The 26,738-nt window shown below is 66.3% G+C and carries 24 protein-coding genes; 11 read left to right on the forward strand and 13 right to left on the reverse strand.

Features of this window, described 5'->3' with window-relative positions:
• Positions 1-13: 13 nt before the first annotated feature.
• From QF819_04755 to QF819_04765, 3 genes are all read right to left on the reverse strand, one after another.
• Complete coding sequence (locus tag QF819_04755; protein MDP6802469.1) at positions 14-1,996, reverse strand: alkaline phosphatase family protein; 1,983 nt, start codon at positions 1,994-1,996, stop codon at positions 14-16.
• Between the two features lie 182 nt (positions 1,997-2,178).
• Entirely contained in the window at positions 2,179-3,897 is a 1,719-nt protein-coding gene (locus tag QF819_04760; protein MDP6802470.1) for a S49 family peptidase, read from the reverse strand.
• A 54-nt stretch (positions 3,898-3,951) separates the two neighbouring features.
• A complete protein-coding gene (locus QF819_04765) occupies positions 3,952-4,953 on the reverse strand; it encodes a hypothetical protein (protein MDP6802471.1) in 1,002 nt (333 codons plus the stop codon).
• 148 nt (positions 4,954-5,101) lie between these two features.
• On the opposite strand from QF819_04765, the gene QF819_04770 reads away from it, so the two are divergent.
• On the forward strand, positions 5,102-5,758 hold the full coding sequence (locus QF819_04770; GenBank protein MDP6802472.1) for a hypothetical protein: 657 nt from the start codon (positions 5,102-5,104) through the stop codon (positions 5,756-5,758).
• On the opposite strand, the gene QF819_04775 is transcribed toward QF819_04770, so the two are convergent.
• Positions 5,755-6,984, reverse strand: a complete 1,230-nt coding sequence (locus tag QF819_04775) for an ABC transporter permease (protein ID MDP6802473.1) — start codon at positions 6,982-6,984, stop codon at positions 5,755-5,757. The genes QF819_04770 and QF819_04775 overlap by 4 nt on opposite strands.
• On the reverse strand, positions 6,981-7,952 hold the full coding sequence (locus QF819_04780) for an ATP-binding cassette domain-containing protein (GenBank protein ID MDP6802474.1): 972 nt from the start codon (positions 7,950-7,952) through the stop codon (positions 6,981-6,983). The genes QF819_04775 and QF819_04780 overlap by 4 nt, the downstream gene beginning before the upstream one ends.
• 131 nt (positions 7,953-8,083) lie before the next feature.
• Here QF819_04780 and QF819_04785 point away from each other — a divergent pair, with 131 nt between their 5' ends.
• Entirely contained in the window at positions 8,084-8,926 is an 843-nt protein-coding gene (locus tag QF819_04785) for a UbiA-like polyprenyltransferase (GenBank protein ID MDP6802475.1), read from the forward strand.
• Between the two features lie 22 nt (positions 8,927-8,948).
• Positions 8,949-9,209, forward strand: coding sequence for a hypothetical protein (locus tag QF819_04790; protein MDP6802476.1), 261 nt, complete (start codon positions 8,949-8,951; stop codon positions 9,207-9,209).
• On the opposite strand, the gene QF819_04795 is transcribed toward QF819_04790, so the two are convergent.
• A complete protein-coding gene (locus tag QF819_04795; protein MDP6802477.1) occupies positions 9,200-9,718 on the reverse strand; it encodes a hypothetical protein in 519 nt (172 codons plus the stop codon). The genes QF819_04790 and QF819_04795 overlap by 10 nt on opposite strands.
• A 235-nt stretch (positions 9,719-9,953) precedes the next feature.
• Between QF819_04795 and QF819_04800 the strand changes: the two genes are divergently transcribed.
• The 6 genes from QF819_04800 to QF819_04825 all read left to right on the forward strand — a co-directional run bounded on the left by QF819_04800 (position 9,954) and on the right by QF819_04825 (position 16,106).
• The gene (locus QF819_04800) at positions 9,954-10,508 is read left to right on the forward strand and encodes a UbiX family flavin prenyltransferase (protein MDP6802478.1); all 555 of its coding nucleotides are present in this window, start codon (positions 9,954-9,956) and stop codon (positions 10,506-10,508) included.
• Positions 10,505-12,316, forward strand: a complete 1,812-nt coding sequence (locus QF819_04805; GenBank protein ID MDP6802479.1) for a UbiD family decarboxylase — start codon at positions 10,505-10,507, stop codon at positions 12,314-12,316. The genes QF819_04800 and QF819_04805 overlap by 4 nt, the downstream gene beginning before the upstream one ends.
• Positions 12,317-12,394: 78 nt before the next feature.
• Positions 12,395-13,528 (forward strand): CofH family radical SAM protein, encoded by a 1,134-nt coding sequence (locus QF819_04810; protein MDP6802480.1) that lies wholly within the window; start codon positions 12,395-12,397, stop codon positions 13,526-13,528.
• Positions 13,470-14,258 carry a menaquinone biosynthesis protein gene (locus QF819_04815; GenBank protein ID MDP6802481.1) on the forward strand — a complete coding sequence of 263 codons (789 nt, stop codon included), beginning with the start codon at positions 13,470-13,472 and terminating at the stop codon, positions 14,256-14,258. The genes QF819_04810 and QF819_04815 overlap by 59 nt, the downstream gene beginning before the upstream one ends.
• Before the next feature lie 4 nt (positions 14,259-14,262).
• Complete coding sequence (gene mqnC / locus QF819_04820) at positions 14,263-15,387, forward strand: cyclic dehypoxanthinyl futalosine synthase (GenBank protein ID MDP6802482.1); 1,125 nt, start codon at positions 14,263-14,265, stop codon at positions 15,385-15,387.
• A gap of 38 nt (positions 15,388-15,425) precedes the next feature.
• Complete coding sequence (locus tag QF819_04825) at positions 15,426-16,106, forward strand: 4'-phosphopantetheinyl transferase superfamily protein (protein ID MDP6802483.1); 681 nt, start codon at positions 15,426-15,428, stop codon at positions 16,104-16,106.
• A gap of 171 nt (positions 16,107-16,277) precedes the next feature.
• On the opposite strand, the gene QF819_04830 is transcribed toward QF819_04825, so the two are convergent.
• The 7 genes from QF819_04830 to lpdA all read right to left on the reverse strand — a co-directional run bounded on the left by QF819_04830 (position 16,278) and on the right by lpdA (position 24,761).
• Entirely contained in the window at positions 16,278-18,482 is a 2,205-nt protein-coding gene (locus QF819_04830; protein ID MDP6802484.1) for an acetate--CoA ligase family protein, read from the reverse strand.
• A complete protein-coding gene (lipA, locus tag QF819_04835) occupies positions 18,385-19,281 on the reverse strand; it encodes a lipoyl synthase (GenBank protein ID MDP6802485.1) in 897 nt (298 codons plus the stop codon). Before lipA ends, QF819_04830 begins: the two co-directional genes overlap by 98 nt.
• Before the next feature lie 74 nt (positions 19,282-19,355).
• Positions 19,356-20,072, reverse strand: a complete 717-nt coding sequence (gene lipB, locus QF819_04840; protein MDP6802486.1) for a lipoyl(octanoyl) transferase LipB — start codon at positions 20,070-20,072, stop codon at positions 19,356-19,358.
• A 13-nt stretch (positions 20,073-20,085) separates the two neighbouring features.
• Entirely contained in the window at positions 20,086-21,369 is a 1,284-nt protein-coding gene (gene sucB, locus QF819_04845; protein ID MDP6802487.1) for a 2-oxoglutarate dehydrogenase, E2 component, dihydrolipoamide succinyltransferase, read from the reverse strand.
• A gap of 8 nt (positions 21,370-21,377) precedes the next feature.
• Positions 21,378-22,352 carry an alpha-ketoacid dehydrogenase subunit beta gene (locus QF819_04850; protein ID MDP6802488.1) on the reverse strand — a complete coding sequence of 325 codons (975 nt, stop codon included), beginning with the start codon at positions 22,350-22,352 and terminating at the stop codon, positions 21,378-21,380.
• Positions 22,340-23,392: a thiamine pyrophosphate-dependent dehydrogenase E1 component subunit alpha gene (locus QF819_04855; GenBank protein ID MDP6802489.1), complete on the reverse strand. Its 1,053-nt coding sequence runs from the start codon at positions 23,390-23,392 to the stop codon at positions 22,340-22,342. Before QF819_04855 ends, QF819_04850 begins: the two co-directional genes overlap by 13 nt.
• Entirely contained in the window at positions 23,361-24,761 is a 1,401-nt protein-coding gene (lpdA, locus tag QF819_04860) for a dihydrolipoyl dehydrogenase (GenBank protein MDP6802490.1), read from the reverse strand. The genes QF819_04855 and lpdA overlap by 32 nt, the downstream gene beginning before the upstream one ends.
• Before the next feature lie 310 nt (positions 24,762-25,071).
• Between lpdA and QF819_04865 the strand changes: the two genes are divergently transcribed.
• Positions 25,072-25,563 (forward strand): Rrf2 family transcriptional regulator, encoded by a 492-nt coding sequence (locus tag QF819_04865; GenBank protein MDP6802491.1) that lies wholly within the window; start codon positions 25,072-25,074, stop codon positions 25,561-25,563.
• A 103-nt stretch (positions 25,564-25,666) separates the two neighbouring features.
• Complete coding sequence (locus QF819_04870) at positions 25,667-26,734, forward strand: cytochrome c (GenBank protein MDP6802492.1); 1,068 nt, start codon at positions 25,667-25,669, stop codon at positions 26,732-26,734.
• Positions 26,735-26,738: the final 4 nt, after the last annotated feature.

The raw sequence follows: 26,738 nt of genomic DNA on the forward strand, positions 1-26,738 counted from the left end.
CGGGCGGGCTTCTCTAAGGTGTGGCGGGTTCGTAGGTTGCGACGACGCCCGGGATTCTGTGGCGCAGCGCTTCTTCCAGCGACTCCTGAATCACATCGCCGGCGAGGTCCGCAGCGAGATCCATCTCATTCAGGGCCAGCATGGTGGGCATGAGGTCGAGCAGGTCCGCGTTCTCGAAGTGGGTGCCCGGAGCGACGCGTCTTCCGCTGAGCACGAGCGCGCCCGTTTCCACCGTGCGGGAACTCTCCTGGAACTCCATGGAGCGAACGAGGTCATCCAGCGGACACCGGCCGCCCTGGAACAGGACGACATCTTCGCTTCCCGGCACGACATCCGGGTGGATCGTGACGACCATATTTCCCCACTCATCCAGACGCGTGACGAACGGCTGAATGTCCGCACGCGCCAGTCGAGCCGTCTGGAAAAGGCGGCGCACGCCGTCCAGGTCCGGTTCGTGGCCATCCCTCATCCGCACATAAGTGCGCAGCCCGAGGTTGGTTGCTTCCACCGCGTTCTTGAGGCGCATCTCCCGCAAGAGCGGCTCCGGCCGGAGCGTCAGGTTCCGGTGGGAGTCCCCGGGGACCGCTTCGGCGCCATGATCCGACACGACGACGACCAGCTCGTCCTCCGCCGCATCGGCGAGGATCTTGCCGATGAACGCATCCGCGAGGCGGTAGGCGTCGTGTACGCTGCCGCCGTAGCGCTCGATGTCCTCCCGGGAGACATCTCCGAAGGAGTCGGGTTCGTGGTACTTCCAGAAGTGCGACTGGGCCACATGGATGATGTTCGTGTGATAGGCGGCGAAGTCCGGTTCAAACTTCCGGCGAAGCTCCACGAAGAAGTCCGAGTTCAGCTTCGCCCGGAGCTTTCGCTTCGTGAAGATCTGCGCCGAGTTCAGCGTTCGCCCGTGGAGGGGGTCGGAGAGAATTTCACCCGCGGCTTCGGAGAGCGTACCGAGCCGCACCCCGTAGCGGATCCCGAGAAATGCGTACCGGCAGTACCTTCCCCAGGTGCGTCTTCGGCGGGTCTTCTCGTTCATGGCGAGTTCGCGGATGAAGCCCAGCCGGGGCGGCCAGGTGTCCGGGCCGGGGTCGGATACGGAGGGAACCACGAAGCCGTCCGTGGCGGTCGGCGGCCATGTGACAGGCCATCCGAAGATGCCCACCGACCATGCGCGTTCGGCGAAGATGTCCCAGATCCGCCGCGTCTGTACATCCTGAGTCGTGGATGCGGCCACGCCGAGGATCCCGTGCTCCCTGGCGGGCCTGCCGGTCGCGACGGAGGTCCAGACGGCGGAGGTGGTGTAGGGCTGAACGGAGTGGACATCTCCCCAGGCGCCTCCCCGGCGGAGCACTTCGAGGTTCGGCATCTCCCCTCGCTCGATCAGTTCCTCCGCGACGGTCCACGACATTCCCGGGAAGGCCAGTATCAGCGCCCGCGAACCCGGTGCCAGCCCACGGCCGGAGGGGGTTGCTCCCGCGAGAATCGCCACCACGGGCAGCGCCGCAAGAAGGGGCCAGACCCAGATTCTGCGGTGAGCGCAGACATAGCGCGCGGTGATGGAGGCTAGCCATCCGAGCCCCATGGCGATCAGGGGTCCGACGCCGTAACGCAGCATCTCCGACGAATGGAAAAGGCTGAGGAGCGGCGGAAGGAAGGGGAGCGTCGCGGCGAAGACTGCGATCCCGGCCACCGACGCCCAGAGGAGTTCATACGCGCGAGGGACATCTTCGCTGGAGCCGATTCCGGCGAGCCAGCGGAGGATCCGGCCGAGCACAAGCCCCAACACCCCCCCCCCGAGGACGGGGAGCACCAGGTAGAAGGTCACGCCCAGGCCCGCCCGGTCCACAAAGCGTGGATTCAGTGCGAACGCTACCGTCGCGACGATGGAGATCCAGAAGAGGGAAACGGCCACACCGGTCCGCGGCCCGGAGGAGAGAAGTCCTCGCGGGTCGGGAGGCGTGTGCCGTCTGGGGGTCGATGGCCTCGTGGTCATACTTCCCGAATCGGATGGATCCACCTGAAAGTTCAGCGATAAGCGACGAAGAGCGGGGGAAGCCTCCGGGTTTCACTCTATTGGATGTGCTCCGAGCGGGTCAAGGACCGCTCACAGCGAGGGGAGCGGACATGGGGAATCCTCCCGGATTCTTGCGGTTCCTGACACGCTCCCCGCGCTCTTTACCGAATGCGAAGGGGTTCCCACGCCCACCGGACCGTCTCGGGTGCGACGCTCCTCTGGAGGGCCTGCCCCGCCTCCTGAATGATGGACGCCTTCCCCAGTTCCAGGATCTCGCCCGAGAGAACCATGTCCGCCAACGACTTCCGCTTCGGGAAGTGCGTCAGCGCGGCTCCTTCCGCCGGGTCCGCTTCCGCGAGCTCCAGCGCCACTTCCACCGCGCGGTCGAATCCGCCCAGATCGTCCACCAGCCCCAGACCCAGCGCCTGACGCCCCGTCCAGACGCGCCCGCGGCCGATCTTGTCCACATCGTCAAAGGACATCCCGCGTGCCTTCGCAATCTCCTCCACCCAGCGGCGATAGGATTCCCAGTGCGTCTTCTTGACGATTTCCCACTCGCTGTCCGTGAAATCGTGGAGCCCGGAGTAGAGGAAGGCGTTCGGCCCGAAGGAAATGTGGTCGTGGCGGACTCCGAGCTTCTCCCAGAACCCGGAGGTGTTGAACTTCCCGGTAATCGACCCGATGGATCCCGTGATCCCCTTTGCGGGGCAGATGATCCGGTCCGCGTTCTGGCTCATCATGTACCCGGCCGACGCCGCGACATCGCCCACGGAGACGACGACGGGCTTCTCCGCTTTCGCGCGTGCCACCGCCCGGGCGATCTTCTCCCCGCCGATCGAAGCCCCGCCGCCCGTGTCCCAGCGGAGGATAATGGCGACGATGTCATCGTCCTCCGCCGCCTCCCGGAGATTGTCCACAATGCGATCCGGCCCGAGGGTCATCCCCAGGACCGGGTCGTAACCATCCTCTCCGCCCGCAGCCACAAACCCCTGCGCGTGGATCACCGCCACGCCGTGTTCGCCCGCGATCCCCGCGTCCCGGGGCGGGATGTCGGCGTACTCGGCAGAGGAGACGGTCGGGAGTTCGTCCTCGCCGCCCAGCAGTGTCTCCAGCTCTTCGCGGTCCACGAGCGCATCCACGAGTCCTGCCGTCAGCGCATCCGAGGCCAGAAAGACGGACTCTTTCCGCATCTCATCCAGCGCACCCTCCGGGAGATCCAGGTCGCGCGTCATCTCTTCGTCCACCGCATCCGAGATCTCCTCCACGAGCCACCGGAGGTTCTCGATGGCCTCGCTGGAGGACCGTTCCCGTGTCATCATCTCCGCGGCGCTCTTGTACTTTCCGATCTGGTGGATCTGATCGTTCACATCCAGCTTGCGGAGCGCACCCTTCACATGCAGGATCGATGCGCCCCGCCCGTGCAGGACGACTTCGCCCTTCGGGAAGAGGAATGTGGAGTCGCACACTCCCGAGACATAGAGACCGCCGCCGGTGAGCATCTCCGCGTGCGCGTGGACGGGCTTGCCGGTTTCACGGACACGAAGGATTCCGCTCCGGAGTTCATCCAGCTTCCCGGGTCCGGCGGAGAAGGAACCGATCTCGAAGAGCACGCCGGCGATTCTCTCGTCCACGGCCGCCTTGTCGAGATTCTCCAGGATCTCCGTAAGGCACGGCGCCGCCTCTCCCGTCACCGATCTGAGCGTGGGGGGCGGATAGTATTCGGGCAGGTCACCGGACAGAGAGATGGTGAGCCAGGAGCCCTCCTCCAGCCCGCCGCCGAAATCCATGGACGAGACCGCAAGGAGCAGCAGAACCGGCAGAATCGCCAGGAATGCCGCAGCCAGAATCACGCCGAGAAAAGTCTGGGCAATGGTCTTCATGGAGTCCTCCTTTTGCCCGGGCGGGGCGATGGTTGTGTTCCGGCTGAGATCGCGTCAACCGGACGCGGGGACCTCGGCCGTCCGGAAGTGCAGGAGGTGGATCTCCACCCCGACTCCGTGGATCGTGAGTTCCAGATTGCGGGTTCCGAAAGAGGCGGACCCGGTGACCTCATATACGCGCCCGTCGTCCACCGGGATGCGTGCGATTTCATCCTCGGGGAGCAGATCGGCCCCGGCGTCCTGCGGGCCGGGGGGTGCCCCGTTCAGCGTGACATGGACGGAGGCGTGTTCCCTGGCGGCCGCCACGATGTGAACCCCCGCCGAGGAGTGCACCACCGCCAGTCCCGTCTCTTCAGAGGCAGTGGTGATCGACTCCGCGCCGACATCCCACGACCCGCGAAGGTAGGCGCGGCCTTCCTCCCGGAGTTCCGGCCAGTCTTCGAAGTGGTGCTGTCCGAGGGTCGATTCCTCCGGCCGGGTGGATGCGCCGTCGTCCCCTGCGTCGGCCCGAAACCGGATCTCCGGTGTGGCGCGCCACCGCAGCACTCCGGGACGAATGAGCCCGGGGGGGAAAACGACCGCGGGCGGAAGGTCCGTCTCCCCGGCCTCCCGCAGCAGGGTCCGCACTCCGGCTTCCACCTCCGGGAGTCCGCCCGCGCCGTGGTGCCAGCCACGGATGGCGCCGCCCGAGTCCAGCAGGAAGCGCGCGGGGAGGTTCCGGTTCTCATAGGCGCGCCATGTGTCGAAGCTCCCGTCATGGGCGATCGGCCACGGGATTCCCCGTCGGAGGACCTCCAGCCGGGCGTCCTCCACGCTTCGCTCGAAGGGGTACGCGGGGATGTGGACCCCCACGACGGACAGCCCGACTCCGGCGTAGCCCTTGGCCAGACTCTCCAGCGCGGGGAGTTCAGCCATTCCTGCCGGGTCCCCGTAGGAAAAGAAGTCCAGCAGGACCACCTGGCCCCGCAGTGCCCCCAGATGGGCGGGTTCGTCGCTCAGCCACGCAGTCGGCGTGAGTTCCGGAGCGGAATAACGGCTTTCTCGAAAGAGTTCCAAGGGTCTTCCTCCTGAATGGACCCCCATGCATGGACCCTGGCGCCTTCGGAGTCAAGAACAGGGAAGGATTGGTCGATGTTGACAGAGGACGGGGTCGCGATCCGGCCCCGGTCCCAGGGGAAGTTCATGCCAGAGGGGGAGGGGTGTCATGCATCGATTCGAGTCGTCCACGCGTCGTACCATTCACGGGCCCGGCGTGGCACGGTATCTCCTGGTCATTGCGGCTCTCGTGGCCGTCGTTCTGGCGCTGGTTCCCACGCTCCGTTCCTCTGCGGAGAAGTCACGGCTGTCCCGCGCGGGCGTGGATGCTCAGAATCTCGCGCATGCGCTGGCCGCCGTTCGCGAAGACACCGGACAGTGGCCTTTTACGATGGCCGGACACCCCTCCGAAGGCAGGCCCGTAGACCGCCTTGTGAGTTCCCCCGCCGTCCCGACGAGGGCCGGTGCCGCCGCCGGGGCAGGCGCGGCAAACTGGGGGTCCTTCGGAGCTTCCATGCAACTGGGAAGCGTGCTTCGCCCTGACGACCGTCTTCAGCGCACGCAGGAAGGCCGCTGGCTCGGCCCGTACACCGATTCGGTGGAGACCACCGATCCGTGGGGAAACGCGTATGTCGTGAATGTGCGTTACCTGCCCGGCGGGGGTTACTCCGGCAAGACGCCGCATCGGGTGCTCGTCCTCAGCGCGGGGCCGGACGGCGTCTGGCAGACTTCCTATCGGGACGACACCACCGAAGCGATTCTGGGTGACGACATCGGGTATGAGGTGCCGATGCCTCGTGAGTCCGGCGTCCTCATCCCGCGCTAGCGTTCCCTCGCCCAGCGCAGCGCCTCCGGAAGTGACGGGCGCTTTCCGTACATCAGGATGCCCACGCGGAAAACACGCGCCGCCACAAAGAACATGCCCGCCGCCGCCGCCACCAACACTGTCCACGCGGCGGCGATCTCCGCAGCCGGAAGCGGCCGGATGGAGTGGCGGAAGAGGATCATGCCCGGGGTGAGCGGCGGGAAGAACGAAAGGACCCGGACCAGTATGTGCCCCGGATCTTCCGCGATGAACACGCCCAGCATCACCGGCAGCACAAGCATGAGCGAGATGGGGCTCAGGAAGGGCTGCGTTTCGCGTTCGCTGTTGCAGACCGACCCGATGGCCCCCAGCACTCCCGCGAAGAGGAAATACCCCGGAAGGAAAAACAGGACGAAGAGTCCTGCCGTGCCGGGGTCGAGAGGAAGCGTTCCCATGCGAAGCGAAAGGAGTCCCGCGCAGGCCGCCCAGGTTCCGATCATCGTCAGGCCGACCGCTCCGAGCCCGAGGATCTTCCCGAGCATGAGTTCCAGCGGACTCACGCTGGAGAGCAGTACTTCGATCACCCGGTTGGATTTCTCCTCGATGACGGAACGCATGAGGATCTGACTGGTGGGCAGCAGGGCGAACAGGAGCATCATGACCACGGCGACGGCCCGCAGATAGACGGCGGTGAAGTCGGCTTCGCGGCCCCCGGTGTTCCCGATGAGAAATGTGCGGGATCGGACGGGTTCCAGCAGCGACTCGATCTCCGCGCGGGACATCCCGCGCCCCGCGGCCTTGTGCACGGCCAGCGCGCGCTGGAATCGCCGTTCCACCCGGTGCAGGACCTCCGGATCCGACAGCGTTGCGGCATGATGCTCCACGGTGCCGTCGGCCGCGAACTCCGGCGGCACGAAGATCCATCCCCGAATCTCCTCCCGGCGAACGCGCTCATCCAGTTCTTCGGCGTTCGCCTCGCCGGCAGTCTCCTCAAAGGCGAACGAGATGCGGGGCGTTTCGTCCGCGTCCGGCGCCTCTCTCGCAAGAAGCGGCGCGATCTCCCCCGTGCCGTCCACCACGAGAAACTTGTGCTCGGTGGGACCGGCCATTCGTGTTCCGAAAACCGGAAGGAAGATCAAGAGCATCATGATGGCCGGCGTGGCCACCAGTCCGAAGAGAAACGACTTCTTCCGGACGCTCTCCAGATACTCGCGGCGGAAAACGAGGAGGATCTTCGCTCGGTTCATCGGTCCGCCCTCCCCGCGGCCGGAAGGGGAGAGACCTCCGGTTCGTCCCTCTCCGGCGCGCGCTGTCCCGACACAAGCCGAACGAAGATCCGGTGGAGGCTCGGGCGCCGCATCTCAAACCGCGTCACCGCAAGGCGCGGCGCGATCTCCGCCAGAATGCCGGAGGCCGAAGCTCCCGGCGCGGGTTCGATCTCCAGAGCGCTGCCGGAAAGTGTAGCGGTCCGGACGGAATCCAGATCCGGCACGAACGAAGCGTCGCCCGTGAACTCCATGCGGATGGAGTCTGTGCCGTATCGCTGCTTCACTTCGGAGAGTTCCCCTTCGATCAGCATGGATCCGGAGTCGAGCAGGGAAAGGTGCGTGCACATTCTCTCGACTTCGTCCATCAGGTGGGTGGACAGGAGAATCGTGACCCCGTCGCCCGCGAGCTCCGTGAGGATCTCGCGGAGAAGATCCTGATTCACCGGGTCCAGTCCGGAGAATGGCTCGTCGAGCGCGATCAGTTCCGGGTTGTGAATCACGGCGGAGATGAACTGCACCTTCTGCTGATTCCCGCGGGAGAGTTCCTGCAGGCGAAGCGAGGATGACGCGGCGATTCCCAGCCGTTCCAGCCAGCGTTGCCCGCTCTCCCGGGCGGCGGTCGCAGAGAGTCCCTTGAGACCTCCGAAGTAGACGAGGTTGTCGAGCACCCGCATGGACCGGTACAGCCCTCTCTCTTCGGGGAGGTAGCCGGTTCGTGCCGTGAGCGATCCGCCCGGCGTCTGTCCGAGGACGCGGATCTCCCCTTCGTCGGGACGGAGGATTCCCATGAGCATGCGAATCGAGGTGGTCTTGCCCGCGCCGTTCGGGCCGAGGAGTCCGTAGATGGAGCCTTGCGGGACACTCAGCGAAAGGCCGTCCACGGCCGGGCGGTCGCCGAAGGTCTTGCGAACGCGGTCGAAGTGGACGGCGGGATCGGGCGCGAGCACGGCGACGCTCCTTGCATGAGTACGCGCAGGCTACCAGAGAAGGCGCGTGCCGGGCGTCTCTTTCTTGCGCGGGGCTTGCGTCGGTGCCAGCTTCCCCGCATTCTCTGCGGCGACCGTCGGGAGGGGATCGCATGGCCGGGGTTCGGACGCTTCTGTCCTTCGTGAAGTTCGAGCACACGCTCTTTTCATTGCCGGTGATCGTGGCCGGTGCGGTGCTCGCGTCCGGCGGGGTGCCGGAAGGGGCCGTGCTTGCGTGGGTTCTGGTTGCCGGGACAGGAGCGAGGACGGTCGCGATGGCGCTCAACCGGCTCATCGACCGGGAGATTGACGCACGGAATCCGCGTACTGCATCCCGTGAGATCCCGGCGGGCAGGATGTCCACGCTTGGCGGCTGGGGCGTGGCGATCGCCGGGTTGGTGCTGTACTTCGGGGCGCTGGCGTTTCTCCCGCCGCTGTGCCTTGCGCTGTCCCCCGTCCCGCTGATGGTGTTCGTGATCTATCCGCTCATGAAGCGATTCACTCCGCTCGCGCACTTCGGCGTGGGAGCCGGGCTTGCGCTGGGACCTCTCGGGGCGTGGGTCGCGGTCACGGGTACGCTGGTTCCCTGGGGGCCGGCGCATACGCTGGCGGTCTTCACGCTCCTGTGGGTGGCCGGATTCGATGTGATCTACGCCACGCTGGATGAAGATTTCGACCGCGCGGAGGGACTCCGCTCGCTGCCCGCGTCATTGGGACGGACGCGCGCGCTTCGAGCGGCACGCGGGGTCCATGTCGCCGCGTTCGTCGCCCTTGCGCTGGTCGCGGCACCCGCGATGCCGGGCGCGGGGTCGTGGTTTCTGCTGGCCGCGGTCGGAGCGATGCTCGTGGCTGAACATGTCCTCGCGGCTCGCGTGGACCTCTCGTTTTTCCGGATCAATGCGGCGCTCGGGTTTGTCGTGCTGGCATTCGTCTGGAGCATCCTTCCCGCAGGCTGAATCCGTCGAGGGGAGAGGGATCATGACGACACAACTCTGGCTGCTCGCGGGAGCGATCCTCGTGGTCAATCTTCCCTTCGGATACTGGCGCGCCGCGTGCCGGAGGCGGAGTGCGGCCTGGTTTCTGGCGATCCACATTCCCGTTCTCCTTGTGATCGGGATGCGCGCGCTCCTCGGCGTATCGCTCCACTACACGACCCTTCCCGTGACCGTGGGAGCGTTTGCCGCCGGGCAGTTTCTCGGCAGCCGTCTTCGCGGGCGCGGCTCCCCGCCTCAGCGGTAGAGCGACTTGACCTGTCCCCAGGAACCCGGGGGGCAGCAGTCTTCCGGCGCGGAGACATCCGGCGACTCCAGCGCCCCGGTGTCGATCCACTCGCGAATCACATCGATCACCGGCTGACTCAAGGGCTGTGCGCCGCGAGGCATCCGCGAACCGACCATCCCCTGACAGAACTCCAGCTTGCAGATGAGGTAGCTGTTGTCCGCGGAGAACGGCTCGACCCGCAGCCACGAGGGAGCCTGCGAACTCCCGATGCCCACGAGCGAAGCCCAGGAGTTGCCGTCGCGAAGATCCAGTGAGGCCTGGGCCGCGCTTCCATGACAGAAGGAGGCGGCGCAACCCGGCGTGAAGACATTCGCCTGGATGGCGGGCAACTCGGGAGGAAAGAACTCCCCGCGGGAAGGCGGGGCTTTGGCATGGGGTTCCGCCCCGGGTTGGGCGGCAGGACCGGCGGACGCGGCGACGGGCAGCAGAGCGACGAACGCGAGGATGGCGAGGATCACGAGGCGCACGCGTCTCTTCCCGGGTTGGGCGTTTCGGACTCTCCGGAGTCGATCTTCGGGAGCGGGGATAGCAGAGATACGGGACTTTACCCCCGGAGCGTAGCTTACTCCGTGGCCGGAAGCCAGCCGTTGGGGAGAGGCCCGGGAACGGGGCTTTCCGTCGCGTTGACGCACTTCCGGGAGCAAGCTAGCCTGCACGCTTCATCCGGCCGCCCTGCAGGCGTCCCCTTTCGGGAGAGAGACCTTGCGCACCGTCGTGGTTGTCACCGGAGCCTCCGGGTCCATCTTTGCGGTCGAGTTGCTGCGGCGGCTTCCCGGCGAGAAGTTCCTGATAACGACGAAGTGGGGGAAGGTCGTCCTGCGGGAGGAGACGGGGCTTGCGGAGGCGGACCTTGGCGAACTGGCGGACGCGGTCTTCCCGGATGACGATCTTGCCTCGCCGCTGTCGTCCGGATCCAATCCGTTCGATGCGGTCGTCGTCCTGCCGGGGAGCGCGGGCTTCCTCGCGAAGGTGGCAAACGGAATGGGCGACACGCTGGGCACTCGCGTCTGTCACATCGCGCTCAAGGAACGGCGGCGCCTCGTCTACTGCCTTCGCGAGAGTCCGCTGACGGCCATCGCGCTGGACAACGCCGCGCGACTTTCCCGGGAGGGCGCGGTACTGATGCCGGTGTCCCCGTTCTTCTACGGCAAGCCGGACTCGCTGGAGCGTCTTGTCGGCGACTTCGTGGATCGCGTCGTGCAGGTGGCCGCGGGCATTCCGCCCGCGGACGGATGGCGTCGCGAGGATCTTTCGTGAGGGCGCCGGACCTGCGTTCGTTCCTCGCGGAAGTGGATCGCGCGGGGGAGCTGCGGCGCGTGACCGCGCGGGTGGATTCGCATCTCGAAATCACGGAGATCTGCCAGCGAATCGTTCGGGAGGAAGGCCCCGCGTTGCTCTTCGAGAATGTGGAGGGGGCGGACTTTCCGCTGGCCATCAATCTGTTCGGGTCTCGGCGCAGGATTGCGATTGCCCTTGGCGGGAAGGAACCGGCGGAGGCAGGCGGGGAGCTTCTTGCGATGGCGGGGGCGTTCATGCCGCCTGAGCCGGGGAAGATCCTCCGCGCCGCTCCGCAACTCGTGCGCGCCCTGGGGATGCGGACTCGCGTGCGTCGCGGGGGGGCTGTGCGGGAGGTGGAGGAAGCGCCGGACCTCACGCGCCTGCCGGTATTGACCTGCTGGCCGGAAGACGGCGGACCGTTCGTGACCTTCCCGCTGGTCGTCACGCGCAGCCTGCGCGACGGAACTCCGAATGTCGGCATCTACCGTATGCAGGTGTTCGGGCCCGATGAGACGGGGATGCACTGGCAGATCGGCAAGGGCGGCGGGTATCACTTCCACGACGCGGAAGGACTCGGGCGCCCGCTGCCTGTCACGGTCGCGCTGGGCGGGGATCCGCTGGTGATGATGGCGGCGATGATGCCGCTTCCGGAGGGGCTGTCCGAGTACGCGTTCGCCGGACTGTTGCGCGGGAAACCCGTGATCCTCAGCCGCAGCGGGGGGCGTGCGCCGGATGTTCCGGCCGGTGCGGAGTTTGCGCTGGAGGGCGTCGTGGAGCCGGGTGTGCGCCGCACGGAAGGTCCATTCGGCGATCACTTCGGGCACTACTCTGCCGCCGCGTCCTTCCCCGTGTTTCGTGTGACGCGAATGACGCGCCGCCGCGACGCCATCTATCCGGCGATCGTGGTCGGGAAGCCGCCACAGGAGGACGGCTTCCTCGGGAATGCCGTGCAGGAGCTCCTCGGTCCGCTCATCCGCATCCCGCACCCGGAGATCCGCGATCTCTGGAGCTGGGAAGCCACCGGGTTCCACCACCTCCTGGTGGCGTCGGCGGAGCAGCGGTTCACGCGCGAGGCCATGCGTTCGGCGTTCGGCCTTCTGGGGCAGGGGCAACTGGGTCTGACGAAGGTGCTCTTGATGGTGGGCCCGGGGGTCGATCCCCGAAACCTCGACGATGTGCTGGAAGCCATCGCCACCGACTTCGACCCGTCGCGGGACTTCATGCTTCTGCCCCGGGTTCCTTTCGACACGCTGGACTTCACCAGCACGACGATGAACCTCGGCAGCAAGATGATCCTGGACGCCACCCCGGGTCCGGGGGATGCGGACGAAGCGCGTCCGGCTCCCACGCCGGACGGACTGGCGCTCGTGCCGGATCTGACCGGCGTGGACCGGCGGATTGTCGGGCAGGCGCTTCTCGGCCGGGCGATCCTCGTGGTGCGCGTGGAGGGGGAGAACCCGCGGGAAGTTCTTGCGAAGGTGCTGGACGCGCTGCGCGGGAGCGAATCGGATGCCGACCTCGTGACTCCGCCGAAGATCGTCGCGGCCGTATCTCCCGACATTCCCGAGAACAACCGGGATCTTCTCCTGTGGGGGATCTTCACGCGCTTTGATCCCGCGCGGGATGTCTTCTTCGAAGAATCTTCGCTGCGCGGCGCGTGGCCGGTTCATCGCGGGCGGATGGCGATCGACGCGACATTCAAGACCGGCTACCCGAACCCGCTGGAAATGTCCCCGGAGGTCGTGGCGAAGGTGGATCGCCGCTGGAGGGAGTACTTTCCAGCGTAGGCCTGCACCGGAACCGCATCGACTCCGGCAGGCCTGCGCGGTACCCTGTGACCTTCCCGCACCAGGAGAGAAGGGCCCATGGTTTCCGACATCCAGGCTGATCGCTTCCAGGACCCGGCGCTGGCACGCGTTGCGGAAAAGGTGGCGTGCGGGGAGCGTCTTGATGAAGCCGACGGCCTGGCGTGTCTCACTACCGCGGACCTCTTCGGGCTGGGGAGAATCGCGGACGCGGCGAAGCGCGCGAAGACCGGAGAGCGCGTCTACTATGTTCTCAATCGCCAGCTGAATCCGACGAATCTCTGCATCCTGACCTGTCGGTTCTGTGACTTTGCCGCGCGCCCCGGCGACGACCATGCCTACGAACTCAGCATGGAGGAGATCCTGGCGCACGGCGGCGACGACATCGACGAGATCCATATCGTCGGCGGGCTTCATCCGAAGTGGAAGTTCGACCGGTATGTCGAGATCACGCGCGGGATTCATGAACGATGGCCGCGGCTGCCCATCAAGGCGTGGACGGCGGTGGAGATCGACTGGTTTGCGAAGATCTCGAAGAAGCCGGTCGAGGACATCCTCCGCGAACTGAAGGCCGCGGGGCTTTCCACCATGCCCGGCGGCGGCGCGGAGGTCTTCTCCGAGAGGATTCGCGCGGAGCTTTATCCCCGGAAGATGGGACACGAACGGTGGTTCGAGATTCATCGCGTCGCGCATTCGATGGGCATCCGCTCCAATGCCACGCTTCTGTACGGACACATCGAAACGCTTCCGGAACGCGTCTCGCATATGCTGCAACTCCGTAGCCTTCAGGACGAGACGCACGGGTTCCACTCCTTCATCCCGCTGGAGTATCAGGTCGGGAACTCGAAGCTTGTCGAGCGGGGCGCGTCCGCACCGGACGGCCTCCGCACCATCGCCACCGCACGGCTCCTGCTGGACAACATCGACCATGTGAAGGCGTACTGGGTCATGCTCGGTGAGGAGACGGCGTCCGCCGCGCTGAACTTCGGCGCCGACGACATGGACGGGACCATCGACGAGGAACGCGTCGCCCACTCTGCGCTTGCGGACTCGCCGGTCGGACTCACGGAGCTGCGAATCCGGCAACTGATCCGGGAAGCCGGAAAGATCCCCACGAGGAGGAATGCACACTACGATGTCCTCGAAACCAAGGACCAGACTGACGCTGGCGCTCATTCCGTATCTCAACTGTGAACCCTTCTACGGGGGGATCGGTGAACTCGGATACGACATCGTGAGGGAACCTCCCCGCGAACTCGGGCGAATGGCTCGCGAGGAGGATCTCACCTGCGGCCCGATGGCGGTCGCGGATCTGTTTCGTCTGGAAAGTCGCTACGAACCGCTCGGAGACTTCGGGATCTCCTGCGAAGGCCCCGCGCATTCGGTGCTGCTCTTCTCGCGCACGGAGATCGGAGACCTCTCCGGTGCCCGCATCGGCCTCACTGCGGAGAGTTCCACTTCGGTGCAACTCCTCCGGCTCGTCCTGGAGTGCAAGTACGAACTGACGGACATCGACTTCATTCGCGGCAAGTCCGAGGACGATGTCGCCCGGCTGCTGATCGGGGACGAAGCTCTCGTGGCAGCATGCGACGGTGGTTCGGAGTTCCCGTTCGTCTACGATCTCGGAGAGGAGTGGCACGGCTGGCAGGCGCTTCCCTTCGTGTTCGCGCGGTGGGCGGTTTCCCGCAAGGTGGCGGAGGAAGACCGGCGGAGAGTGACGGACAGCCTGGAGGAATCGCTGGCCGGGTGGAAGCTCCGCATTCCGGAAATCGCGGCGCGTTGCGGCGCGGCGTTTGGACTGAACGCGGCGGGGGTTCTGCGTTATCTGGAGACCTTCCGTTATCGACTCGGGCCCGTGGAGAGCCTCGGCGAGAACCAGTTTCGCGAGATGCTGAGCGGCCTCCCGGTCGGCGGCCCGGGATAGAGCGATGAGCAGCACTCTCCGACAGAAGACGCACATCCCGCGCGGCGACTCCGTGCGCTTCGCCGAAGTGGAGAGGCGCGTTCTTGCTGGAGACCGGCTGGACGCGGCGTCCGCGCTTTTCCTCTTGCGCGACGCGCGCCTCGGGGATCTTGGATCGCTGGCGCACGAGATGCGCGGCCGTCGCGTTCCCGGGAACGCGGTCACCTTCGTCATCGACACGAACCCGAACTACACGAACGCGTGCGAGACCGACTGCCTCTTCTGTGCGTTCTATCGGAAACCGGGACACGAGGAAGCGTATCGGCACCCGGTGGAGCGAATCGTGGAGAGGGTGGGGCGCGCGGTTGAGCGCGGCGCCACCACGGCCCTTCTGCAGGGTGGGCACAATCCGGAGATTCCGTACGAGTACTACCCGGAAGTCGTACGCGCTTTGACGGACGCGTACCCCGGGTTGTGTACGCATCTGTGGAGTCCTTCGGAGATCACGATGATGGCGAAGGTCTCGGGGCACACTGTACGGCGGGTTCTGGAGGATCTCTGGGAGGCCGGGCAGCGCACCATCCCCGGAGGGGGCGCGGAGATTCTTGTGGAGCGGGTGCGGAAGCGCATCAGTCCTAAAAAGCCCACCTCGGACAGCTGGCTGGGCGTCATGCGAGAGGCGCACCACATCGGTTACCGAACCACCGCGACGATGATGTACGGCCATGTCGAGACGGACGAGGAGATCATCGAACACCTGTTGAAGCTGCGGGACCTTCAACACGAGACGGGCGGGTTCACCGCGTTCATTCCGTGGAGCTTCAAGCCGGGGAATACGCTGCTTCGCAAGTGGGTGCCGGAGGGAGCGGGGCCTGTCCGGTATCTTCGGATCATCGCGGTCGCGCGTCTCGTCCTGGACAACTTCGACCACATTCAGGCGAGCTGGTTCTCCGAAGGGCAGAAGGTGGGGCAGATCGCGCTGCACTGCGGCGGCGACGATTTCGGCGGTACCCTCATCGAGGAGAATGTGCTGCGGCTGGCGGATCATCACAACAGGGCGACCACACCCGACTGCGTGGAGCTCATCCGGGACGCGGGCTTCGATCCCGTGCAGAGAACCACGCTGTACGAGCGCGTGAAGGACTGGTAGCCGTGCCGCGCAAAGGGGCGACGCCTCCAGAGAACCGGGTGACGGTCTGGTGCGCGGATCTGGACGGAGAAGCTGCGCGGAGGGTGTCCGGCGCCGGGCTTCTCTCGGCAGAGGAACGCCGGCGGGCGGGGCGGTTTGCCGGTGTGAAGGGGCGTCGGCGGTGGATCGCCGCGCGGTCGATTCTGCGTGCCATTCTGGGCGAGCGACTCGAAGTGGACCCGGCGGACCTCCGTCTGGAATCGGGGACGCACGGGCGACCATTTCTGGCGGACTCGCCCGACCCCGCGCTCGACTTCAACCTCTCGCATTCGGGTTCCCTTCTGTTGGTGGCGCTGGGGCGGCCCGGTCCGATTGGTGTGGACATCGAACGCGTACGGTCGGGAAGCGCGGCGGAGCGGGTCGCCCGGCGGCACTTTCCCGAGGCGGAGGCGGTGGCACTCTCCGCCCTCCCCGAGGCCCGGAGGGCGCGTGCGTTCCACCGTGCATGGGCGGCCCGTGAGGCGTGGGTGAAGGCACGCGGGGAGCGGATCCTCCGCCATCTTTCACGCGTGGAAGTCCGTGTGGACCCGGACGCGTCCCCGGCATTCCTCTCGGTGGACGGGTGCCCGAATGCTGCCGCCGGGTGGCATCTGGAGGAAGTGCCGGTCGGAGAAGAGTATGCGGCGGTCGTCGCTCGGGAGGGGCTTCCGCCCGCGTCCTTCGTCATCGAGTGGGCGTGACCCGCGACCGCCATCACGCAAAGAGGCCCGCCGTCAAACACGCCCCCCGGACGCGCCCGTGCCGATGACCCGGCTCATTCCGAAGTTGACGGGAGAGCCGTCAGTTCCGTGACTCACGCCCCAAAAGACACGGCGCGGGACCGGGTCAAAGACCGACGACGGATGGGTCCTCTACTCGCCCGCGATCCGGATCCTGGCGTCCACGATCCGGCAGGAATCCGCTTCCGGGGAGACCAGAAACGGGTTCAGGTCGATCTCGGCCACTTCCGGAAGGTCCCCCACCAGCGCCGACAGGCGAAGCAGCGCGTCGTGAAGCACCGGCAGCGCAACGGATTCCTCGCCTCGAACGCCGGTCAGCAATGCATAGCCGCGGATTGACTCCACCATTTCCCCCGCCTCCACATCGGTGATGGGGTGGACGCGGAGTGTGACATCCTGCATGACCTCGACATACTTTCCGCCCAGGCCGAACAGGAGCACCGGGCCGATCGCGGGGTCCGTGCTCATCCCCAGAATGACCTCTCGTGACGCCGTCTCCTGATGCTGCACGAGGCACCCTTCCTCCGCGGGGTCCAGCCCCAGCTCTTCCATGGCACGGCGAATGCGCGCGAAGGCGCCTTCCATCTCCAGCGGGTTGCGGATGCCGAGGACCACTCCCCCGACATCCGACTTGTGGACGATCTTGCGGCCAGCCACCTTGAGAACCGCCGGATAGCCGAGTTCGTTGGAGGCGGTGACGGCTTCCTCTACCGTGGTGACGCGCCGCCACGGCGACAGTGGGAACCCGTATGCGCCAAGCAGCCGGAAGGCGGCGTCCGGATCCAGATACTCACCGGGCGTCCCTTCTTCTTCCACGATGCGCCTTGCCGCGCCGCGATCCGCGTCGATCACGGGGATGCGGCCGGGATCACGACGCGTCCACTTCACATGGTTCCACATTTCCGCGGCGGTGCGCGCGGCTTCTTCCGGGTATCGATAGAGGGGGGGCGCGTCGGGGATCTCGCCCGGAATCCGGCGGTAGTAGTGCTCCTCCGCCATCAGCACCATGAAGATGGGCTTCTTCGAACCGCGCGCCGACTCCGCGATGTGCCTCATCACTTCCATGGGGTTGATCATGACCGGCGGCACAAAGCCGACAATGATCTGGTCCACCTCATCGCATTCGATCAGTACCTTGAGGCAGTGCCCGTAGTTCTCCGCCGTGGCGCCGGCGATCATATCCACGGGGTTGGTGGTCGTCGCTTCCGGCGGCAGCTTCTCCCGAAGCTGCGCCTGCGTCTCTTCGGGCAGCGCCGCCACCGAGAGGCCGTGGCCGATGAGGGCATCGGTCGCCATGATGCCGGGTCCGCCCGCGTTCGTGAGGATGGCGACACGCGGTCCCTCCGGCAGCGGACACTTCGTGAAGCCGAGAATCATGGCCAGCATGTCCCCGATGGCTCGCGCGCGGATGACGCCGGTCTGCCGCAGGAGCGCGTCGGTCGCGTTGTCGAGTCCGGCGAGCGCGCCTGTGTGCGACGACGCCGCCCGCGCTCCGGCGGCGGTTCTCCCCGACTTCACCATGATGATCGGCTTCTGTCGGGTCACTCGCCGCGCGAGTCCGAGGAAGCGTCGCGGATCCCCGAAGCTCTCGATGTACAGCCCGATGACCTGCGTTGCGGGATCGTCCTCCCAGTATTCGATGAGCGCATTCCCCGCGACATCCACCTTGTTCCCGATGGACGCGAACTGCGAGAACCCGACGCCCAGGTTCTGCATCTCCGTCCAGATGGCGATCCCCAGCGCACCACTTTGCGAGACGAAACCGACCTTCCCGTTCCCGGGAATCCCGGGCGCAAAGGTGGCGTTGAGGGAGACGGCCGGATCCGCGTTGAACACGCCCAGGCAGTTCGGGCCGACGAGGCGCATCTTGTACCGGAGGGCGATCTTGCGAAGCGCTTCCTCTCTCGCCAGGCCTTCTTCACCGGTCTCACGGAAGCCCGCGGTGACGACCACCAGTCCCTTCACGCCCTTCCGGCCGCACTCGTCCGCGACTGCGTTGACGGCGGCTGCCGGGATGACAAGGATGGCCAGGTCTACCGGGTCCGGGATGTCGAGAATGGACGGGTACGCCTTGATCGAGTGGATGAACTCCGCCTTCGGGTTCACCGGGAAGAGCTTCCCCCGAAAGTCCCCGACGATCAGGTTGTGGACCATCTCCCGCCCGATGGACCCGGGGCGCGTCGAGGCACCGATGACAGCGACCGACCGGGGCCGGAAGATGGCGTCCAGCGTGGAGGGGTCAGGCCTCTCCCGGTCGGCTGGCTGCGCCGTCTGCGTGGCGTCGGGCGTGGTAGCTGCTTCGGACGAGCGGTCCGGATTCGACGAAGCGGAATCCAAGGTCTTCTGCCTCCTCGCGGATTTCATCGAACTCCGCAGGCGTGTAGTACTTCTCGACCCCGAGGTGCTCCGGGGAGGGACTCAGATACTGACCTATCGTCACAATGTCAACGCCCGAGGAGCGGAGATCCGCCAAGGCGTGCAGGAGCTCGCCTGTGGTTTCACCCAGGCCGACCATCATGCCGGACTTGGTGAGCAACCCGCTCTCCCGGTGTTGCCCCGCGCGGGCCAGCAGGTCCAGTGAACGCCGATAGATCGCACGCGGGCGCACGCGCCGGTAGAGTCGCTCGACGGTCTCCAGGTTGTGATTGAGGATGTCGGGGTTCGCATCGAGGACGATGTCGAGTGCATTTTGATTTCCGTCGAAGTCCGGGATCAGCACCTCCGTCCGGCACTCGGGGTTTCGCTGCCGGATGAGGCGAATGGTCTCCGCGAAGTGCGCGGCACCTCCGTCCGGCAAGTCGTCGCGGTTGACGCTGGTGATGACGGCGTGCGCCAGTTCGAGATGGGCCACCGCTGCGGCGACATTCCCGGGTTCCTCCGCGTCCGGCCGCTGAGGATCGCCCTTTCCGACGGCGCAAAACGAACAGTACCGCGTGCAGATATCGCCCAGGACCATGAAGGTGGCCGTGCGATCCTCCCAGCACTCGTAGATGTTGGGGCAGCGCGCCTCCTGACACACCGTGTGGAGATGGAGTCCGTCGACGAGCTTTCGTACATCTCGAAACTCCCGTCCCGTGGCCATCCGCACCTTGAGCCATTCCGGCCGTCGCGGTTCATCCCGGCGTCGGCCGCGCACCCGGGGGAGCGTGCCGGTCTGTCCGCCGTCCGCGAGCGGGAAGGGTCCGGGCGTTCCCGCGGGAGGCTTGCGCGTCACGAGAGAACCTCCCTGGCGGCGGGGGCGTTCCACGAAAGCGAGGGCGGGGGGGCGGTCCGGCAGACGGCGTCGCGGTCGAGGACTTCCGCCAGTTCCCGTGCGAGGACATCGCGGACTTCCCGGACGGCGACCTCTCGCTCCAGCACACGGGAGAGGCTGGTGACGCCGCGATGGCGAATGCCGCACGGCACGATGTGATCGTACGGGCGCAGATCCGTGGCCACATTGAACGCGAGTCCGTGCGTCGTGACCCATCGCGAAATCCTAACGCCGATGGCTGCAATCTTGAGATCCCCGACCCAGACCCCCGTGAGTCCCGGAATGCGTCCCGCCGTCACGCCCAACCCGGCCAGCGTGCGCAGGACGGCCTCTTCCAGGTCGCGGACGAAGCGTCGCACATCGCGCCGGTCGGGATGGAGGTTCACCACCGGGTACGCGACGACCTGCCCGGGACCGTGGTAGGTGACATCCCCGCCGCGGCCCGTCCGGTGGAACGCAATGCCGTGTTCCCGAAGGCCCTCCGGCGTGGCGAGCAGATGCTTCTCCACGCGCGCGTTCCGGCCCGCTGTCACGACAGGCGGATGCTCCAGCACGAAGAGCTGATCGGGGACGCTTCCGGCAAGGACCGCGTGTCGCGCGGAGTCCATGAGATCCAACCCGTCCTTGTAGGGAACGAGTCCCAGTTGCGTGATCTCCAGCGTCCGTCGGTCCATTGCGTCTCCGGCGCTACAGCGCCGCCTCCGTCATGGCCGCGAGACTGTCTCGCGCCGCTCCCATGAACTGCTCGGCCACCGCACCGTCGATCAGCCGGTGGTCGAACGACAGTCCGAGGTAACACATCGGGCGAATGGCGATGGCATCGTCTATGACGACGGGGCGTTTCTCAATCGCGCCCACGCCGAGAATCCCGGACTGCGGCTGGTTGATGACCGGGCAGCCGAAGAGCCCGCCGTAGATGCCGGGGTTTGTGATGGTGAAGGTGCCGCCGGAGACCTCGTCCGGGGAGAGCTTCTTCGACCGGGCGCGTCCGGAGAGGTCCGCGATGCTCTTCGCGAGTCCGGAGACATTCATGTCTCCGGCGTGACGCACGACCGGGACGATGAGCCCCCAATCCAGCGATACGGCAATCCCGAGGTGGATGGCGCCGTGGTAGTGGATCTCCTCACCCGAGAGGGAGGCGTTCAGGATGGGTACGGCTTTGAGCGCGTCGCAAACCGCCTTCGCGATGAACGCCGTGTACGAGAGCTTCACCCCGTTGCGTGAAAGGAATGCGCTGCCGTGCCGTTCGCGAATCGCGACCAGATTGGACACATCCACTTCCCGGAATGTCTGCACATGCGGACTGATCCTCTTGGAGTCGACCATGTGGTCCGCGATCACCTTCCGCATGGTGGACATGGGTTCCACGCGGTCGCCGAGTTGCGGCGCTGGCGCGGCGGCCGTCGCCGGTGTGGTCGGGACGGCTGCGGGTGCGGCGGGTGCGGGCGGCGACGACACCCCGGATTCGAGGTGCGCCAGCAGGTCGCGCTTCGTGACGCGGCCGTGGATTCCCGTGCCCGAAACGAGCGAGAGGTCCACGCCGTGTTCGGCCGCCATCTTTCGTACGAGCGGCGAAGAGAAGACGCGCACGCGTTCCCACTCGGTCGCTTCCGGGGCACCCGCGGGGATCGGCTGCGGGGCCGGTGCCTCGGTCGGTGCGGCGGGATGTGCGGCGTCCGGTTCCGTCGACTTCGGTTCTGTCGGCGCGGGCGCGGGTTCGACCCGGACGCTCGCATCCGTCTCGATTCGAGCAACGACCGTGTTCACCTCGACGGTGTTGCCTTCGTCCACGATGATCTCCGCAATCACCCCCGCCGCGGGCGAGGGGATCTCCGCGTCCACCTTGTCGGTGGAGATCTCGAAGAGAGGATCGTCCTTCGCGACGGGTTCCCCGGCCTTCTTCAACCACTTCGTAATGGTGCCTTCGGCGATGCTCTCGCCCATCTGGGGCATGATGACATCGATCTTCATCGTTCCTCCTAGTACGCGGCCAGTTGCCGGGCGGCCTCCACGAGGTCCGCGACTCCCGGAAGGTACGCCTCTTCCAGAGGTGGGCTGAAGGGGACCGGCGTGTCCGGCGCGGTGACGCGCACCACCGGTCCGTCGAGACTGTCGAAGCACCTCTCCGCGAGGATTGCCGAGAGTTCCCCCCCGATCCCGCCGGTGCGTTGCGCTTCGTGGTAGATGATCACCTTGTTCGTGCGCCTCGCCGTGGCGAGAAGCGCATCTTCGTCGATGGGAAGAAGCGTTCGCAGATCCACGACCTCAATGGAGATTCCCTCCGCGGCGAGCAGGTCGGCCGCTTCGAGCGCGTGGTGGACGCACGCTCCGAAGGTCACGACGGACAGGTCCGTTCCGTCGCGGTGAATGCGTGCCTTTCCGATCGGAACGGTGAACTCTCCGGCCGGGATTTCGTCACGGACTCTCCGGTAGAGGTACTTGTGTTCGAAGAACAGAACCGGATCCGGATCCCGGATGGCGGCCCGCATGAGGCCGTAGGCATCCAGCGCCGTGGCGGGTTCCACGATCTTCAGTCCCGGCGTGGACAGATAGTGGCTCTCCACATTCTGAGAGTGGAACGGTCCCCCGTGCACGCCGCCCCCGCATGGACCGCGCACCACAATGGGCACTCCGGCGTTCCAGCGGTATCGGGCCTTCGCGGCCATGTTCACCACCTGATTGAACGCGCACGACAGGAAGTCGATGAACTGCATCTCCGCAACCGGGCGCAGGCCGTTCATGGCCGCGCCGACCGCCGCCCCCACGATGGCCGACTCGGAGATGGGCGTGTCCACGATCCGCTCCGGTCCGAACTCGTCGAGGAAGCCGCGCGTCGCCCGGAAAGCGCCGCCGTAGGTGCCCACATCTTCGCCGATCACGAAGACCGAGGGGTCGGCGAGGAGTTCCGCGCGGATGCCTTCGCGGACCGCATCGACGAAGGTCAGCGTGGGCATGGTTCGCTCCCTTCGATTCCCCCGTCATCGGCGGTGACCCGCCCGGCGGCATACGACGCTTCCGGCATGGGGGAGGCGACGGCAAAGTCCGCGTCCGCATCGATCTCTTCGCGGAGCGCGGCCGTTCGGTTCTCCCGTTCCTCTGAAGTGAGGATTCCCTCCGACTCCAGAAGCGCGTCGTATCGGAGCAACGGATCCTGAACGCGCCACTCGACCAGGAGCTCGGGCGGGACATACTTCGCGTCGTCGTGTTCGGCGTGTCCCTTCATGCGAAAGGTCTTCATCTCCAGCAGCACGGGGCCGTGGCCGGAACGCGCATGCGCGAGGGCGCGTCTTGTCGCGTCGTACACAGCGAGCACATCGTTTCCGTCCACCATTTCACCGGGGATTCCATACGACTCCGCCTTCACGACAAAACCCGCCGCCTTTGTCTGCCGGGAGGTGGGCGTGGAGTAGGCGTAGCCGTTGTTCTCCACAATGACGACCAGCGGGACTTCCAGTACCGCGGCCATGTTGACGCCTTCGTGGAAGTCTCCGGTGGAGGTGCCACCGTCGCCGATATAGGTCATCGCGGCCAGGTCCTCGCCACGCATTTTTCCGGCCAGCGCGATCCCCGCCATGACCGGAATCACGGCACCGAGGTGCGAGATCGGCGCGACGATCCTCCGGTCCAGATCGCCGAAGTGCGTGTTTCCGTCGCGGCCTCCGGTGGGACCGGTGGCGCGTGCGAGATACTGCGCGAAGACTTCCCGCGGGCGTACGCCCCGCACGAGAAGCGTCCCCAGATTCCGGATGAGCGGCCCCACCCAGTCTTTCTCCTCCAGCGCATAGGCCGTGCCGACGGAGATGGCCTCCTGCCCGAGCGAACTGAAGAGCCCTCCGACCACCTTCCCGGTCCGGTAGAGCAACCCGAGGCGCTCGTCCACCATGCGATTCCGCTGGAGGTGCTGCCAGATTTCGAGCTTCGCCGAAGGGCTGAGGGCGGCGGCCTCGATTCCGGGCGGCGGGCTAGATGTGGAGGGGATTCCCGTCGACGCCATGCGCCGCCTCCTGGATGGCTTCGGAAAGAGTGGGATGCGGATGCATGGTCCGGACGATTTCCTCCGCGGTACACTCGGTACGCAGGAGAATCCCGGCTTCCGCGATGAGTTCGGTCGCGTGAGGCCCCATGATGTGGACGCCGAGCACCTCTCCGTGCGGTTTCCCGGCGACAATCTTCACGAAGCCGTCTGTCGCGCCGAGGATTCGCGCCTTTCCGCTCGCGGAGAAGGGGAACCGTCCGACGGAGACTTCGTGCCCCGCGTCGCGTGCAGCCGCCTCCGTGAGGCCGACCGAGGCCACTTCGGGGTCCGCGTAAGTGCAGGAGGGCGTGGTCGCGTAATCGACCGGATGCGTCTCGGCCCCGGCGATGTGCTCGACGGCGGCGATCGCTTCCGCGCTGGCAACATGGGCCAGCGCAGGCGTGTCGATCACATCGCCGATGGCGCGAATGCCCGGGACGGTCGTGCGATAGTGGTCATCCACCTTCACGAAGCCGCGATCATCCAGACACACACCCGCCTTCACGGCGCCGAGGCCCTCCGTGAACGGGGCACGACCCACCGCCGAGAGAAGCATGGACGCGGACAGGTTCTTTGTGCCGCCGTCTCCATCTTCCACGGCGCAGACGACTCCGTCCTCCGTGGCGGTCACGCGCCCCATCCTCGTGCCGCAGTAGGTGCGGATGCCGCGTTTGCCCAGAGCCTTTGCGAAGGCGTCGGAGATCTCCTCGTCCTCGAAGGGGAGGAGCCTCGGGAGCAGCTCCACGATCGTCACCACCGACCCGAGCCGGGAGAAGACCGACGCGAACTCCACACCGACCGCGCCTCCACCCAGAACGAGAAGGCTCGGCGGAATCTCCTTCAGTTCCAGCATTTCGTTGGAAGTCAGAATGTGCCGCCCGTCCGGCTCGATTCCGGGAACCCCGCGAGGAACGGAACCCGTGGCGATCAGGACTTCCCGGGCTTCGAGACAGACCTCCTCCTGATCGGGCAGCGAGACGGAGACGCTCCCCGGCCCGTCGATGCGGGCGGTTCCGTTCACGACCTCCACGCCGTTTTTCTTCATCAGGTAACGAACGCCGGCGGCCGAGCGGTCCACGACCTTCTTCTTGTTTCGCATGATGCCGGGGAAGTCCACCGTGATGCCCTCCGCCCGGATGCCGTGGGCGTCGGCCCCGCGCATCTCCTGAAGAAGGTCCGCCGAGTGCAGGAGCGCCTTGGTCGGGATGCATCCGCGGAGCAGACAGGTGCCGCCGAGCTGGCGTTCCCGCTCCACCAGCGTGACGGACAGCCCCAGCCGGGAGGCACGGATGGCACCGACATATCCGCCGGGACCGCCCCCGATGATCACGAGATCCTGCTTCGCCACGGTCTGCCGCCTCCTGTGTCCTTCGGTCCCATCCCGCCACACTCTTGACGCGGCGCGGAGTGTAACGCTCCCCGGGCGGGTGGGGAAGACGGCAGTCCGAGGCAATGCGAACGATCGTTCGCTTTGCCGGTCCCTCCCCGGCGATCTCCTCCGGGGCGCTGGCTCGCTCTCAATAGGCCTTCAGTCGAGGCGGGCGCCACTTTTGTGGCGTTTTGCGATTGACGAGTTTGCAATCAACAATAAAATGGAGGTCTGGATCCGGGTTGTCTTGGACGCGGGTTCCCATTGTCCCGAACGAGAGAGGCAGGTCATGTTCTCCCAGACCATGGAATACGCGTTGCGGGCGGTTGTCTGCCTGGCGACCTCGACAGATCAGTCGATCACGACGCACCAGATCGCGAGAGACACGAAGATCCCGGCCAGCTACCTCTCCAAGGTGCTTCAGACGCTGGGTCGGGCGGGAATCGTCCGGTCACGCCGGGGGCTTCACGGGGGATTCCTCCTGGCGAAGGCTCCGGAGGACCTGACCATTCTGGATGTGGTGAACGCGGTGGATCCCATCCAGCGGGTGGGGCGCTGTCCGCTGGAACTGGAAGAGCACAGCGCGGAACTCTGCCCGTTGCACCGGCGCCTGGATGAGGCGCTGGCCGAGATCGAGAAGGGCATGGAACGATCGACCGTCGCGGAGTTGATTCTGGAGGGCAAGGCTCATTCCAGCCGGTGCTGCCTGGACCCGGAACTCCCCGATGGCGGGGACAGTGGTCCGGACACGACGAACGGACAGGATCCCGGGGACCGTTGAGGGACCGTCCCGGCGATTCCCACTCCCACACGCGAGCGGTTCTGCGGTAGCATACGCGCTCTTGTGACCGGAAATGGTGGCGTGGATGCCTCGGAGGAAGACCATGAACCTGAAACTCTCGCGGGCGCTCGTTCTCGCCGCGCTCGTTCTTCCGCTGGCGGGTCTCTTCGTCGTGGGAGCCGTGTTCCGTTTCGTTGAGCCGGAGATGTTTGCGTGGGCGACGCGCCTCATGAGTCACGAGACGGCGTTTTTCGGCGTGATTCTGCTGGCGGTGGCCGCAGGAGCGGCCGGGCTGGCCTCGCGGGCGGTCCGCGTCGGGGCGGACTCCCGGGCGGTCGGGTACCTTCTTCTGGCGCTCGCGGCGGGCGGGGGCTTTCTGGCGGTTTTCGGTGCGGAGCGACAGGCGCTGGAGTCGCGCGGCCTGATCGGCGGACACTTCTTCGACCCCGCGCCCGAGTTTGTAGCGGCTCGCTTTGGCGTGGATCTTCCGGAGGATGCGGGATCGGCGGGACCCTCCGAGCCGGAGATTGCGCTGGAACCCGGAGACGCGGCGGCGGGCGCCGGTCTCTACCTCTCCACCTGCATGGCGTGTCACGGGATGAACGCCGAGGGCGTGCCGGGTCTGGGGCCGGGCATGCGCGAGAACGCGTTCGTGTCCGGGCTGGATGATCGGGCCTTCGTGGAGTTTCTCAAAGTCGGCCGGGCGGCGGATGATCCGGCGAACACCACGGGAATCCCCATGATGCCCCGGGGCGGGAATCCCGCGCTGACGGATCAGGATCTCGCGCACATCGTGGCGCACATCCGCACGCTGGAGGATGCCGGAGGGGCGGCACCTCCTCCGGCAGCGACCGGCGGACTTCTCATTCATGCGTCGGTGCTTCCGTCTTCGGCAGCAGGTCCCGCAGGGCTGGCGGCGACTCCCGGTCCGGATGATGTCCCGCGGACGCCCGCACACGCGAGCCGGTTCTTCCGATTTCACTGGGTGGTGACCGGACTGCTTGCGCTGTTCACGGTTCTCGCGATGGCCACGCTGCTCCGGACGCTCGCGCGCGCTCTGGCCGGGCATACCGCGCCTCGCGATGATACCGTCGTGCGCCTTTGCGGCGCTTGCTGGGGCGTGATGGCCGCCGGATGGCTTGTGCTGTTTCCCCTGTTCTACCTGCACTAGACCG

It is taken from the genome of Gemmatimonadota bacterium (genome assembly GCA_030747075.1).
Classification (GTDB): domain Bacteria; phylum ARS69; class ARS69; order ARS69; family ARS69; genus ARS69.

Coding starts and splice junctions, on each gene's coding strand:
- QF819_04775 (MDP6802473.1), bottom strand. CDS start 6,984: ATGAACCGAGCGAAGATCCTCCTCGTTTTCCGCCGCGAGTATCTGGAG.
- QF819_04815 (MDP6802481.1), top strand. CDS start 13,470: ATGTCCTCGAAACCAAGGACCAGACTGACGCTGGCGCTCATTCCGTAT.
- sucB (MDP6802487.1), bottom strand. CDS start 21,369: ATGAAGATCGATGTCATCATGCCCCAGATGGGCGAGAGCATCGCCGAA.
- QF819_04785 (MDP6802475.1), top strand. CDS start 8,084: ATGGCCGGGGTTCGGACGCTTCTGTCCTTCGTGAAGTTCGAGCACACG.
- QF819_04810 (MDP6802480.1), top strand. CDS start 12,395: ATGGTTTCCGACATCCAGGCTGATCGCTTCCAGGACCCGGCGCTGGCA.
- QF819_04855 (MDP6802489.1), bottom strand. CDS start 23,392: ATGGCGTCGACGGGAATCCCCTCCACATCTAGCCCGCCGCCCGGAATC.
- mqnC (MDP6802482.1), top strand. CDS start 14,263: ATGAGCAGCACTCTCCGACAGAAGACGCACATCCCGCGCGGCGACTCC.
- QF819_04870 (MDP6802492.1), top strand. CDS start 25,667: ATGAACCTGAAACTCTCGCGGGCGCTCGTTCTCGCCGCGCTCGTTCTT.
- QF819_04755 (MDP6802469.1), bottom strand. CDS start 1,996: ATGACCACGAGGCCATCGACCCCCAGACGGCACACGCCTCCCGACCCG.
- QF819_04770 (MDP6802472.1), top strand. CDS start 5,102: ATGCATCGATTCGAGTCGTCCACGCGTCGTACCATTCACGGGCCCGGC.
- QF819_04760 (MDP6802470.1), bottom strand. CDS start 3,897: ATGAAGACCATTGCCCAGACTTTTCTCGGCGTGATTCTGGCTGCGGCA.
- lipB (MDP6802486.1), bottom strand. CDS start 20,072: ATGGACCGACGGACGCTGGAGATCACGCAACTGGGACTCGTTCCCTAC.
- QF819_04790 (MDP6802476.1), top strand. CDS start 8,949: ATGACGACACAACTCTGGCTGCTCGCGGGAGCGATCCTCGTGGTCAAT.
- QF819_04865 (MDP6802491.1), top strand. CDS start 25,072: ATGTTCTCCCAGACCATGGAATACGCGTTGCGGGCGGTTGTCTGCCTG.
- QF819_04850 (MDP6802488.1), bottom strand. CDS start 22,352: ATGCCCACGCTGACCTTCGTCGATGCGGTCCGCGAAGGCATCCGCGCG.